At 52.9% G+C, this 13,797-nt stretch carries 8 protein-coding genes; 7 read left to right on the top strand and 1 reads right to left on the bottom strand.

Annotated features, from left to right (window positions below; genetic code table 11):
• Positions 1-4 precede the first annotated feature (4 nt).
• Positions 5-2,416, bottom strand: a complete 2,412-nt coding sequence (locus tag E8K88_RS01180; protein ID WP_136404797.1) for a penicillin-binding protein 1A — start codon at positions 2,414-2,416, stop codon at positions 5-7.
• Between the two features lie 245 nt (positions 2,417-2,661).
• Between E8K88_RS01180 and E8K88_RS01175 the strand changes: the two genes are divergently transcribed.
• From E8K88_RS01175 to purL, 7 genes are all read left to right on the top strand, one after another.
• Complete coding sequence (locus E8K88_RS01175; RefSeq protein WP_136404796.1) at positions 2,662-3,738, top strand: pilus assembly protein PilM; 1,077 nt, start codon at positions 2,662-2,664, stop codon at positions 3,736-3,738.
• Positions 3,738-4,313: a PilN domain-containing protein gene (locus E8K88_RS01170; RefSeq protein ID WP_136404795.1), complete on the top strand. Its 576-nt coding sequence runs from the start codon at positions 3,738-3,740 to the stop codon at positions 4,311-4,313. The genes E8K88_RS01175 and E8K88_RS01170 overlap by 1 nt, the downstream gene beginning before the upstream one ends.
• Positions 4,314-4,344: 31 nt before the next feature.
• Positions 4,345-4,983: a type IV pilus inner membrane component PilO gene (locus E8K88_RS01165; protein WP_136404794.1), complete on the top strand. Its 639-nt coding sequence runs from the start codon at positions 4,345-4,347 to the stop codon at positions 4,981-4,983.
• A 42-nt stretch (positions 4,984-5,025) separates the two neighbouring features.
• Positions 5,026-5,559 carry a pilus assembly protein PilP gene (locus E8K88_RS01160; protein WP_168797211.1) on the top strand — a complete coding sequence of 178 codons (534 nt, stop codon included), beginning with the start codon at positions 5,026-5,028 and terminating at the stop codon, positions 5,557-5,559.
• A gap of 12 nt (positions 5,560-5,571) precedes the next feature.
• Positions 5,572-7,731, top strand: coding sequence for a type IV pilus secretin PilQ (locus tag E8K88_RS01155; protein ID WP_136404792.1), 2,160 nt, complete (start codon positions 5,572-5,574; stop codon positions 7,729-7,731).
• A gap of 161 nt (positions 7,732-7,892) precedes the next feature.
• The gene (locus E8K88_RS01150) at positions 7,893-9,431 is read left to right on the top strand and encodes an Ig domain-containing protein (RefSeq protein ID WP_168797210.1); all 1,539 of its coding nucleotides are present in this window, start codon (positions 7,893-7,895) and stop codon (positions 9,429-9,431) included.
• A 285-nt stretch (positions 9,432-9,716) separates the two neighbouring features.
• A complete protein-coding gene (gene purL / locus E8K88_RS01145) occupies positions 9,717-13,745 on the top strand; it encodes a phosphoribosylformylglycinamidine synthase (protein WP_136404790.1) in 4,029 nt (1,342 codons plus the stop codon).
• Positions 13,746-13,797 lie beyond the last annotated feature (52 nt).

Here is a 13,797-nt window from a genome sequence, read left to right as displayed (position 1 = left end):
GGTATTAATTTCTAAAGAGATCCATGATTCTGGCGCGCTCTTCACTCGATGGCGCTGTCACAGTGCCCGTCGCCTCGCCATACAAGCTCTCCATGCCCAGGCTGGCAATACCGCGGCCGCCCGAGTTCTCGGTGTAGGTCCAATCGCCGTCGGCGCGGGTAACGCCTGCTGGCGGTTTGATTTCGGCAATCGGAATGTCCTTGAGCGCATGCCGCATGAAGTCCACCCAAATTGGCAGGGCCAAACCACCGCCTGTTTCTCGGCTGCCCAAGTCTCTGGGGTTGTCATAGCCAACCCAGGCGACTGCAGTCAGTGATGGCTGAAAGCCTGCAAACCAGGCATCGTAGGCGTCATTGGTTGTGCCAGTTTTGCCATACAGATCGGGGCGTTTGAGTGCATTGCGCGCGCGCGCGCCAGTGCCCGCACGCACAACCTCTTGCAGCAAACTGCTGGTAATAAAGGCATTGCGCGGATCAATCGATTGAGGCATTTGCTCGATTGGCTTGGCTTTGGTTTCCGAAAGTACCCGACCACGGTAGTCGGTCACCCGCTCAATCAACCATGGATCAACGCGGTGGCCGCCATTGGCAAAAACTGCAAAGGCGGTGGCCATTTGCAAAGGCGTGGCTTCGCCAGAACCCAGTGCCATTGGCAGTACCGGAATAATGCGGCTGGCATCAAAACCGAATCTGGTCGCCCACTCTTGGGCTTTTTTAGGGCCTATGGCCTGCGTCAAGCGAACCGACGCAATGTTCTTAGAGCGTGCCAGTGAGGTGCGCATACTCAAAGGGCCGTCAAATTTGCGGTCGTAGTTGCGTGGCTCCCAGGCTTTGCTGCCGGTGACTGCTGCACTGAAAACAATCGGTGCGTCAGCAATGATCGTAGCTGGGCTGAAGCCTTCTTCAAGCGCTGCAGAGTAGATGAAGGGCTTGAAGGCCGAGCCTGTTTGGCGTACGGCTTGTGTCACATGGTTGAACTTGTTTTTGTTAAAGTCAAAACCACCTACGAGCGCACGAATCGCACCTGTGTCGGACTCCAGGGCAACAAACGCGCCTTCCACTTCAGGCAACTGAGTCAACTCCCAATCGTCTTTGGATGTTTTGAGAATCCGCACAATGGCGCCACGGCGAATTTTGATGTTGGCAGTGGCTTTGTCAGCCAGTCCAGATTGCACAGGTTTCAAGCCATCGCCAGTGATGGTAATGGTGGTGCCGTCTGCACGAATGACGGTGACCTTTTGGCGACTGGCTTCAAGCACTACAGCTGACAGCAACTGGCCATTGTCTGGGTGTGCAGCCAGCGCTTTGTCAATGACTTCTTCTTGCTCGGTCGCATCGTCAGGCAAATTGACGAAGTTTTCAGGCCCGCGGTAGTGCTGGCGCTTTTCATAATTCATGATGCCTGTACGCAGCGCCTGGTAAGCCGCTTCTTGGTCGGACAGCTGAATGGTGGTGTAGACATTCAGGCCACGCGTATTGGCTTCCTCACCATAACGCTCAACCATTGCTTGACGCACCATTTCTGCGACAAATTCGGCGCGCACAGGGAAGGTGCTGCCTGCGCGCCGCACATAAGGCTTGTCAGCATCTGCGCGGGCTTGTTGGGCTTGCTCGGCCGTGATGTAGCCATTCTCCAGCATGCGGTTGATGATGTGCAGCTGGCGAATACGCGCGCGTTCTGGCCTGCGAATGGGGTTGTACAGCGATGGTGCAACCGGCAGGCCTGCCAGCATGGCTGCTTCGGCAACGGTGATTTCTTCTAGAGGTTTGCCAAAATAGACTTCAGATGCTGCAGAGAAGCCGTGGGCACGGTTGCCCAGGAAAATCTGGTTCATGTAAATTTCAAGGATTTCATCCTTGGAGAGCAAATGCTCCATCTTGAATGTGAGCAGCACCTCATAGAGCTTGCGTGTGAAAGTTCGCTCAGACGACAGGTACATATTGCGTGCCACCTGCATCGAGATGGTGGAGGCACCTTGGCTGCGGAAGTCTTTGAGGTTCATCAGTGCTGCGCGCGCCAGACCTCGGTAGTCAATGCCACTGTGCTCATAGAAACGAGAGTCTTCGGCTGACAGCAGCGCATCCTTCATCACTTTTGGGATGTCTTCGATAGGCGTGAGCTTGCGGCGCTCTTCGCCAAACTCGCCGATCAAGGCACCTTCAGCGGAATACACCCGCAGCGGCAGTTTGGGGCGGTAGTCGGCCAGATCCGAGACGTCAGGTAATTGCGGATAGATGGTGGCTACTGCAACGACAACCACGGCTGCGGCAATCGCTGCACCAGCAGCGACCAAGCCAACAAGCCAGAATACGGCGCGAATCAGCCAATGTTTTTTTGGGGGAGATTCACCGCGCCTGGATGTGCGTGATGAACTGGAGCGCTGCGCGCCCCTGTTGCGTGGCGATTCAGAGGTCATGTTTCAAAAAAAGCGATCAAACGCACTTTGTTAATTTGTAGATTGTGCGACGTTTGATGAGATTGAATTGACTAGGATACATCACAATCGTTTCCTTCCAGAATAAACTTATGCGCGTCGGCTTTTGACAACAAGGCTGAAACTCATGCGGTAACTTATTCTTTTCATTCAGTTGGCATGCTGATACGATGCGCGCTAAAGTGTACATTTTGTTGCTCTATTTAACGAGTATCTAGGGAGGTAGAGTGGTTTCTCCGAAATCATTGTTCGGTTCAAAGCAGCAGCCATTGCTTGGAATTGATATCAGTGCATCCAGCTTGAAGCTTGTTGAGCTCAGTGGTGCGCGAGATGGGAAAATCACCGTGGAACGAGTCGCCATTGAGCGGCTGGAGAAGGGCTGGTTCAACGAAGGCAACATTGATAACTTTGACGAAGTGGCTGAAGCCATGCGCAGGCTTGTCAAAAAAAGTGGCAGCAAAACCAAGCAGGCGGCTTTTGCGTTGCCCTCGTCGGCAGTTATCACGCGCAAAATTGTTCTGCCTGCAGGTTTGTCTGAGGAAGAGCTTGAGATTCAGGTGGAGTCTGAGGCCAGCCATTACATTCCATTCTCGCTCGATGAGGTCAGCTTAGACTTTTGTGTCATAGGACCGTCAAAAAATTCCAGTGACGATGTGGAAATATTGATTGCAGCATCTCGCAAAGACAAAGTCCAAGACCGCCAAGGCTTGGCCGAAGCTGCTGGTTTAACAGCGGTGGTGCTGGATATCGAGTCGTTTGCGGCGCACCTGGCCGTCAACCAAATTGCCAAAGCCTGGCCTAAAACAGCTGAAGCGCCGCTAGTAGCCTTGATCGAAATTGGTGCCAATAGCAGCAGCTTGCTGGTGACGCAAGGCGACGAAGCCTTGTTTGAGCGTGAGCAGTCATTTGGTGGTTCGCAATTGACTCAGTCGATCGCCAGACATTACGGAATTTCGGCGGAAGAGGCCGAAAACAAAAAACGCGCTGGTGAATTGCCGGATGACTACGCAAGCGTTCTGCTGCGCCCCTATATCAGCAATATCACTCAAGAGATTGTGCGCGCTTTGCAATTGTTCTATACCAGCTCGCAATTCAATGCTGTCGATCGCATTTTGCTCGCGGGGGGCGGAAGTTCAGTGGCCGGTCTGGCTGCTTCGGTAACTCAGGCCACTGAGACAGCATGCCAGGTTGTCAGTCCGTTTGAGGGCCTTGAAGTGGCAGGCAGTGTGCGCATGCGCAACGCCAGCAAGGAAGCGCCTAGTTACTTGACCGCTTTTGGCCTGGCTCTGCGGAGGTTTGATTGATGATCAGAATTAACTTGCTACCGCACCGGGAAGAGGCGAAGAAGCTCAAGAAGAAAACCTTCATATCGACCCTTGTTTTGTCTGCACTGGTGGGGGTGATGATTATTGGGTTTGGGTATTTGTACTTTCAGTTTTTAATTGCCGATCAAAACAGTGCTAATAATATAATCAAAGCTGAAAATGCAAAGCTGAAAGAGAAGATTAAAGAGGTTGATTCCATTGAGAAAGAAATTGCGGCCTTAAAGGCTAGGCAGAAGGCTGTTGAGGATTTGCAGTCCGAACGCAATCTTCCTGTGGATTTGATGAATGAGGTGATCGGAAAAATTCCAAATGGAAGCTATATAACCTCCTTGAAGAAGACTGCGAATAAGGTAGCCTTGCTAGGTGTGGCTCAATCCAATCAAACGGTTTCAGATATGCTGAAGGTGGTTTCGGATGACATGCCATGGGAAACGAAGCCGCAGCTCGTCGAAACAAAATCCAAGGTGATGGATTTTGGCGGGGGAAGAAATGGTCGAGTTTATGATTTTTCAATAAATTTCTTGTTAAACCCGATTGAGAAAAAAGACAAGTAGATCGCGGTTTGATCTAATGAGTGGTTATTAAATGAAAAACTGGGCTTCACAATTTCAGCAAACAAGTGGCCGAGATCCTTGGTTATGGCCAATTGTTCCTCGTGTTGTTGTTTATATTCTTACGGCAATTTTTGTTGCTGTACTGCTTTGGTTTTTATGGTTGTCTGGCTTCGAGGAGGAGTTGGAGGCATCGCGCGCAACAGAAAAAACATTGCGAGATGACTTTAGTCGTGATTATAAGAAGGCGGTCAATCTTGAGTCCCTTTTGAAGCAAAAGGAGCAAGCTCAGGAATATGTGAATCTGCTGGAGAAGCAACTGCCCAATGAGGCGGAAATGGCAGCACTGCTCTCTGATATCAACCAGGCTGGTATTGGCCGTGGTTTGCAGTTTGATGTGTTCAAGCCTGGCGCTCCTCAGGTGAAGCAGTATTATGCAGAGCAGCCGATTGAGATCGTCGTTTCCGGTAGTTATGATGCGATCGCGCAATTTGTTTCGGATATAGCCAATCTCTCTAGAATTGTAACTATTGGCGATATTGATTTGAATAAAGCGCAATCCGGTAGTGATTCTTTAAGCATGCGTGCAGCAGTTAAAACTTACCGCTATCTGAGTTTGGAAGAGCAGCAGCAGAGAGCTGCGCAGCAAAAAGGGCAGCAAAGAAAGCGATAAATAAAGATTGATGTAACGAAAGTAAATTAGAGAATGGTTGTTATGAATAATTCTTTATTTCAGTCGGTGATTCTGCTGGTGATTGCGATTGGGGTTGCTGGTTGCATGGACTCGCGAGAGAGTGGTGTTGCTGAATGGATGGCCAGAGAAAAAAGTCAGGCGGCTCCAAAGGTTCAGCCTTTGGCTGCGCCAATTGTTTTTGTTCCAGCTTCTTATACGCCTACTGGTGCAGAGGACCCTTTTTCAGTTAATAAGCTGGCGCGAGTGTTCACACAAAACACAAAGAAAAACAATTCAAGCTTGATTGCAGCGCATGCCGACAGGCGCAAGGAAGCATTGGAGGCCTATCCACTGGATTCTATTAAGATGGTCGGTTTTTTGCAAAAAGAAGGCCGGCCTACGGCATTATTAGAGGTTGAGCAGCATCTGTATCAAGCCCATGAAGGGCAGTATTTGGGGCAAAATTACGGCCGAATTGACAAAATATCAGAGACCCAGTTGCAATTGCAAGAGATTGTGCAAGATGCGACAGGTGATTGGATGGAGCGATCTGCCACGATCGAGTTGCAAGAATAAAGGAAATGGAAAATGTGTGAAGCAACCAAGAAAACCAGCAGGCTTGCTACTCGAGTAGCATTGCTTGCAAGTGCAGCATTTTCTTTTTTGAATGCTTCGGCTGCCGATATTGTCTCGGTGACTGGAGCGCAAAGAAATGGACAGGAAATTGTTCAAATTGAATTGGATGAATCCATTGACTTTAGTCCTTCGGCATTCGTAGTCCAGTCGCCTGCTCGTATTTCTTTGGATTTTCCTTCTGTAGGGGTTAAGTCTGGAAGGCAAAATGTCGAGGTGAATCAGGGCAATTTGCGCTCAATTAATGTAGTTGAAGCAGGCGACCGCTCCAGGGTCGTGCTCAACCTTCGGGAGGCGACGGCATACCAAATCCAGCGTTCGGGCTCTTTGTTTACCGTTGTATTGAATCCAGTAATTCAAACGAGCGCCACAATTGATCGAAGCCATATAGGTAAGATCGATGGACATTCTTCAACTCCTGCGCAACAAGCCAGTGCTGCCAGTGGCTTGAAAAACATCGATTTTAGAAAAGGGGTGGATGGTGCTGGCCGGATCATCCTGTCCATGCCTAACGGGGTGGCTGAAGTCGATTTGCGTCAGGAAGGGCGTAAAATCGTTTTGGAAATTCCCAATGCAGCTTTATCCCCTGCACTCAGGAATCGTTTGGATGTGATGGACTTCGGCACACCAGTCCAGTTTATTCAGGCACGCCAGGTTGGCAATTCCACACTGGTCGAAGTGGAAACCGTTGGTGAATGGTCTCAAAGTGCTTATCAAGCGGATGGGCAATATGTACTGGAGCTGCGGGAAGTTGTTCCTGATCCAACTAAATTAACGCAAGGGCTTGGTTTCACTGGTGAGAAACTGTCCTTGAATTTCCAAAACATTGAGATCAGATCTCTATTGCAAGTCATTGCCGATTTCACCAACTTTAATATTGTGACGTCTGACTCTGTGCAAGGCTCTTTAACCTTGCGTTTGCAGGATGTGCCATGGGATCAGGCATTTCAAATCATTTTGGATTCCAAGGGGCTTGGCTACGAAAAGAATGGCAATGTCTTGTGGGTTGCTCCAAAACAAGAGCTAGATGCGCGTAGGCAACAGGACTACGAAGCGCAATTGGCGCTGCAGAAGTTAGAGCCATTGCGTACACAAATATTTCAGCTTAACTATGCCAAGGCGGACTATATTGCGCAGCAGTTAACCGGCTCAGGCAGCGGCGGCGGCGCGGATGTGAATAGCAACCGCTTTCTAACTGCGCGTGGATCGGCGATTGCTGAGAAGCGTACCAACCAATTATTTGTCACAGATACACCTTCTCGCCTGGAGGATGTTGCGCGCTTGATTGCAAGCTGGGATATTCCGGTGCGACAAGTATTGATCGAAGCCCGCATCGTTGAAGCAACAGATAACTTTGGACGCAATCTTGGTGTGCGTTTGGGGGCCAGTGATTTGCGCGCTGAGCGTGGCGGTGAAGGTGGTTACAACATTGGTGGAGGCAATAATGTTGTGTTTGGCGGCAGTTATGGCAACGTGTTGACTAGCTCTGGCGCTACAGGTGGAAGCAGTGCCAATGGGCAGTTTTTCAATTTTGGTGCTGGAGCAATCGGTGGTACTTCTGCTGCTACTTTTGCATTGTCGATCTTCAATTCTGCGGCCAATCGATTTTTGAATTTGGAGCTGTCGGCTTTGGAAGCCACAGGCCAAGGTCGCGTAATTTCAAGTCCGCGCATTGTGACTGCGGATCAGGTTGAAGCGTTTATTGAACAAGGTACCGAAATCCCTTATGCAACCACTTCGCCCAACGGCGCCTCAACTGTGGAGTTCAAAAAGGCGGTGATGCGCTTGGGCGTGACTCCTCAGATCACGCCGGAAGGTAATGTGATTCTGGATTTGGAAGTCAATAAAGACAGCCCAACGGTTTCAGCAGGCGCGGTAGCGGTGGATACCAAAAAAGTGACAACCCAAGTCTTGGTAGAAAATGGCGGCACTGTAGTCATAGGCGGTATTTTTGAGCTGATTGAGTCCACTGGCGAAACAAAAGTACCGTTCTTGGGTGACTTGCCAATTGCTGGGCATTTGTTTAAAAGCACGACCCGCAGCGTGACTAAAAGCGAGTTGATGGTGTTTATTACACCGAAAATTGTGACTGATCAAAATTCTATGCGCCGTTGATGCATAGTTGATCGCTGAAGTTTTTTTAGGAGTTTTGAATGAATTTTTTTGCAATGAAACGAGGCTGCACGATTGGTGCGGTGGCCTTGGTTGCTGCAGTGGTTGCCGCCTGTGGCGGTGGTGGTGGTAGTGCGGGCGAAAATCCCAATGCGCCTTATGACTTGCGGCTCACAGCCAATGCAGGTGGTGATGGTGTTCCTAAAACCGAATTGCCGTTGAATTTGAATAATGTTCCGCCTTCAATTGGCGGCCCTTACACGACAACTTTGGTGATCGATGCGGTTGCCAGCAATCGCCCGATTCCAACAGAGGACTTTGCTTGCTCTTTGAATGGTGGGGTGGACGTCGGCGGCTTGTATAAGTTGGATGGCACTGACGAGGAAGATGAGGACGGATCTCCGAAGCCAAGCCGCAGCATTGTGCTGGGCTCCAACTCAGGTATGGCGACCTTCCATTTTCATGCAGGAAGCCTGGCTGGTGATGCGATTATCCGCTGCACGATGGTGAACAACCAAAACCGTACAGCTGAGATCTCCATCAAAGTGGGAGACTATGGCGGCACTCCGTCTGGCGCCTATATCGCCACCACGACCACTGGCAATCGCGGTTTTGTGATTACTCAGAACGTTGTTGGCGGCACTGTAGGGCCGCTCAAGCAGTTGACCATGCAAGCTGCTGTTTTTGACGATTTTGGTCAACCTGTTGCGAAGCCCGCGGGTAACAACTTGCGTGTGAGCATTTTGCCCAATAGCCCTTCTAACGCACTGGCTGCTCAAGATGCTGAATTGCGCGCTGGAGGCAATACCTCTGGCAACAAAGTGTTGTCGGTACCCACTGTGAATGGTCTGGCTACTTTTACTATTGTGAGTGGTAATGCGACTGGTGCGATTGCATTGGAGCTGGTGGCGGATCGTTCAGACAACAACGTCGATAACGGCATTCAAGATCCTGTAAGCAATATCGCCGTTGTTTACGCCGTCACTGAAATTCCAAGCTCCGAAGCGCCAACACCATTGGTTTCGGAAAGCGCGAGCTTCACAGCGCCAATTGGCCGCGAATTCTTCCAAGCGCTGACTGCTTCTGGTGGTGTTCCAGGCTATACATGGTCGATTGTGTCGGGGGCACTTCCGAGCGGTTTGACGCTCAGCAGCAACGGCGTTATTTCTGGCACGCCTACTGCCTTGGGGAGCAGGACGGTGCAATTGCTGGTGCAAGATTCTGCTGCTTCTGCTTTGCCTCCTTCTGCTACACAAAGCGTACGCACCAGCGTCACTATTAATGTTCAAGCCATCAATAGTGGTTTAGGTATTGTGTGCTCGGGCACCACTATTTCGGCCAACGCATGCGATATCACCAATGCAACGGTAGGCTTGGGTTATAGCCATGCATTCAGTGCTCAAGGTGGTACTGGTACCTACGCTTGGGCCTTGCCCGATTTACCAGATTTCCTGACGTTTGACGCTACTAATCTGAATGTTTTGCAGGTTCGCTCCAATCGTTCGCTCACTTGCAATGATTTGAATGTCACCACCACTACTGAGGAGATCAAGGATGATCAAGGTGTCGTAATTGGCACGGAGACCAAGAGGACTTACAGCCCGCGCACATACGGCTTCCTCGTTTCCTTGACCTCAGGGGACGAGACAGTGGTGACTTTGGCGCGCATGACCGTTAGCCAAGGCAATGCAGTGTGCAATTGATCTAGTAACATCAATGCTGCCAAAAGTGGCTACCAGATGAGAAAAACCGGCAGAAATCGTTCTTGCCGGTTTTTTTTTGAACGGGCTTTCAGAGTGTCAACACATTTTTGAAAATTAGGCCACTCCTGGCTCAATACCCCCTCTGAAATGCTTCAAGCTGCATTTGTTTGCGAGGATCTTCGTGGCTTTTCGTAAAATACCCTCTTTCCAGACCATGGTTACTGCTGCAGGCAGCGCAGACCGTGGCATTGAGCTTTCCCACTCTCCCTTCTATTAGGCAAGTACGTGTCTTTGTCCATCACCCTGCTTGAAGGCGGCAATGCCTTAAGTGCATTCCGTATCCAGAAACTCCTGCCTTTGCTGCAGGCCATTCACCCTAAAATTGAACAAGTGCAGGCACGTTATCTGCATTTTGTCGTCACCGACGGGGCTGCAGAGGCGAGCACCATCGAGCAAGCCACGCAGCTGTTGCACTATGGTGAGCCGTTTACAGAGGCCGTCTTGCCGCTCGCACATTCAGCGCTGGTGCTGGTCACCCCGCGTGTGGGTACGGTCAGCCCCTGGGCCTCGAAAGCCACTGATATTGCGCACAACTGCGGTTTAGCGATCAAACGCATTGAGCGCGGCGTGGAATACCGCATTGGCCTGAAAAAAGGCCTGCTGGGTAAAAGCGAGCCGCTCACAGAAGCACAATGGCAAGCGGTGGCGGCCTTGTTGCACGACCGCATGACCGAGTCGGCCTTGCACAGCCGCGAGCAAACGCAGGTCTTGTTTGACAGCCTGCCGGCTGCGCCGATCGAGACCGTCGATGTGCTCGGTGGTGGCCATGCGGCACTGGAGGCGGCCAACCGCGAGTGGGGCTTGGCGCTGGCCGAAGACGAAATCGAGTATTTGCTGCAAGCGTTCACGCAACTGGGCCGCAACCCGACCGATGTCGAGTTGATGATGTTTGCGCAGGCCAATAGCGAGCACTGCCGCCACAAAATCTTCAATGCGAATTTCACCATCGATGGCCAAGCGCAGGACAAGAGCTTGTTTGCGATGATTCGCAACACCCACCAGCTGCGCCCCGAATTCACGGTGGTGGCTTACTCAGACAACTCCTCCATCATGGAAGGCAATCTGATTGAGCGTTTCACTGCACGTGCCGACAGCGGCGACACACCGCGCCAGTACAGCCGCGATCAAGCCTTGCACCATATTTTGATGAAGGTGGAAACGCACAACCACCCCACTGCGATTTCGCCTTTCCCTGGTGCATCCACTGGCGCAGGTGGCGAGATCCGCGACGAAGGTGCAACCGGCCGTGGCTCCAAGCCCAAAGCTGGCTTGACCGGTTTTACCGTGTCCAAACTGTGGGGCGGTTTGTCTGACCAAGCAGGCGGTAAACCTGAACACATTGCCAGCCCGCTGCAGATCATGGTCGAGGGCCCCTTGGGCGGCGCGGCATTCAACAACGAGTTTGGCCGCCCGAACCTGGCTGGCTATTTCCGCGAGTACGAGCAAGTCGTTGATGGTGTGCAGCGCGGCTTCCATAAGCCGATCATGATTGCCGGTGGTTTGGGGCAAATTGATGCCACGCAAACCAAAAAAATCGAGTTCCCGGCTGGCACCTTGCTGGTGCAATTGGGCGGCCCAGGCATGCGCATTGGCATGGGGGGCAGTGCCGCCTCGTCATTGGCTACAGGCACGAATGCAGCCAATCTCGATTTTGACTCTGTGCAACGCGGCAACCCAGAGATTGAGCGCCGCGCGCAAGAAGTCATCAACCAGTGCTGGCAGTTGGGTGCAGACAACCCGATCCTGGCCATCCACGACGTGGGGGCAGGTGGCTTGTCCAACGCATTTCCTGAGCTGACCAATGACGCAGGCCGTGGTGCACGCTTTGATTTGCGTAAAGTGCAACTGGAAGAATCTGGCCTGTCACCCAAAGAAATTTGGAGCAATGAAAGCCAAGAGCGTTATGTGATGGCGATTGCCGCCGACGCGATTGAGCGTTTTGACGCCTTGTGCCAGCGTGAACGCAGCCCCTATGCGGTAATTGGCGTGGCCACTGAGCAACGCCAGCTGGAATTGGTCGATGGTTTGAATCCTGACGCGCCGCAACCCGTTGATATGCCAATGGAGGTGCTGCTGGGCAAGCCCCCGAAAATGCACCGCGACGTAAAAACCGTGCAGCGCCAGTTCGAGCCGATTGACCTCAATGGCGTGGACTTGCAAAAGTCGGTGATCGACATCCTCAGCAACCCGACAGTCGCCAGCAAGCGCTTTTTGATCACCATTGGTGACCGCGCTGTTGGTGGACTGACCCACCGCGATCAAATGGTGGGTCCTTGGCAGGTGCCGGTGGCCGATGTGGCGGTGACCTTGGCGGACTTCAAGGGCTTGGCTGGTGAGGCGATGGCGATGGGCGAGCGCAGCCCTGTCGCCGCGATCAACGCCCCTGCCTCTGGCCGCTTGGCGATTGCCGAGGCGATCACCAACTTGTTGGCTGCACCGATTGAATTGGGCCGGGTCAAGCTCTCGGCCAACTGGATGGCCGCTTGCGGTGAGGCCGGTGAAGATGCCGATTTGTATGCGACCGTCAAAGCCGTTGGCATGGAGTTGTGCCCGGCCCTGGGCGTGTCTATTCCCGTCGGCAAAGACAGTTTGTCGATGCGCTCGGTCTGGCAACACGATGGCCAGCAACATAAAGTGACCTCACCAGTCACACTGATTGCCAGTGCCTTCTGCACCTTGCCAGACGTCACAGGTACGTTGACACCACAACTCAATACGGAAGAAGCCGACACCACCTTGGTCCTGGTCGATTTGGGCAAAGGCCAGCACCGCATGGGCGGCAGTATGCTCGCACAGGTGTTGGGCCAAAGCGGTGGTGACACACCGGATTTGGACGATGCACAAGACCTGGTGCGTTTGGTTGACGCCGTCAATGCCTTGCGCAAGCAAGGCCAGCTGCTGGCCTACCATGACCGCAGCGATGGCGGTCTGCTCGCTGCCGTGGCCGAAATGGCCTTTGCTGGCCACGTCGGTGTGGCATTGAACGTCGATATGCTGATCACCGAAGGGGATGGCATTTCCGATAGCCGCGCCGAATATGGTGACGCCAAAAACTGGGCGCAGCAAATCAGCGCACGCCGCGAAGAGCTGACACTCAAAGCCCTGTTTACCGAAGAATTGGGGGTGGTGTTGCAAGTGCGCACCGCTGAGCGCAATGCCGTGATGCAAACCTTGCGAGAATTTGGCTTGTCCAAGCACAGCCACTTTGTTGGCAAGACCCGTCCGCTGCAAGCGCCGCTGGACGACGGCAAAGGCCAGCTGCAAATTTGGCGCGATACGAAAAACGTCTTCTCGGCCGATTTGTATGACCTGTTCCAGGTCTGGGACAGCGTCAGCTGGAAAATCGCCCGTGAGCGTGACAACGCCGAATGTGCGGACCAAGAACATGCCGCCGCTGGTTTGCTCAGCGATCCAGGCCTGTCGGTCAAGCTCAGCTTTGATCCTAGCGATAACATCGCCGCACCTTACATTGGCAAATCCCAGCCCAAAGTGGCGATTCTGCGCGAGCAGGGCGTCAACTCCCATGTCGAGATGGCCTACGCGTTCAGCGAAGCCGGCTTTGACGCGGTCGACGTTCACATGACCGACTTGCAGACCGGCCGCGAAGCGCTGTCCGGTTTCCAAGGTGTGGTCGCTTGTGGTGGCTTCAGCTATGGCGATACCCTGGGCGCTGGTGTGGGATGGGCCCGCTCGATCACCTTCAACGCACGTGTGGCCGAGCAGTTTGCACAATTCTTTGCGCGCGGCGATACCTTCGGCCTGGGGGTGTGCAACGGTTGCCAAATGTTTGCTGAGCTGGCCTCGATCATTCCAGGAGCTGAGGCATGGCCACGCTTTACCACCAACCGCAGCGAGCGCTTTGAAGCGCGCCTGTCAATGGTTGAAATCTTGCAGTCGCCAAGCCTGTTCCTGCAAGGCATGGCTGGCAGCCAATTGCCAGTCGTGGTCGCGCACGGTGAAGGCTATGCCAACTTTGCCCGCCAAGGCAATCCGCAAGAGGTGATTGCCGCCATGCGCTATGTGGACAACCATGGCCAGGCCACCGAGCAGTACCCATTCAACCCGAATGGCAGCCCAGGCGGCTTGACCAGCGTGACGACTGCTGACGGGCGCTTCACCGCGATGATGCCGCACCCTGAACGCGTGTTCCGCAATGCGCAAATGAGCTGGACCGACCTGGCTGCCACCGGCGGTCTGGCGGCCAAGAGCCCATGGATGCGCGTGTGGCGCAATGCCCGCAAATGGGTTGGCTAATCGGCCGCTAGCTGGGCCTAGGGCGCTTTCTGCAAGCCTGCGCATGCACTGC

This window comes from Lampropedia aestuarii (assembly GCF_004803635.1).
GTDB lineage: Bacteria > Pseudomonadota > Gammaproteobacteria > Burkholderiales > Burkholderiaceae_C > Lampropedia > Lampropedia aestuarii.
The sequence above is the reverse complement of the archived record's forward strand: the minus strand, read 5'-3'. Positions and strand labels throughout refer to the sequence as shown.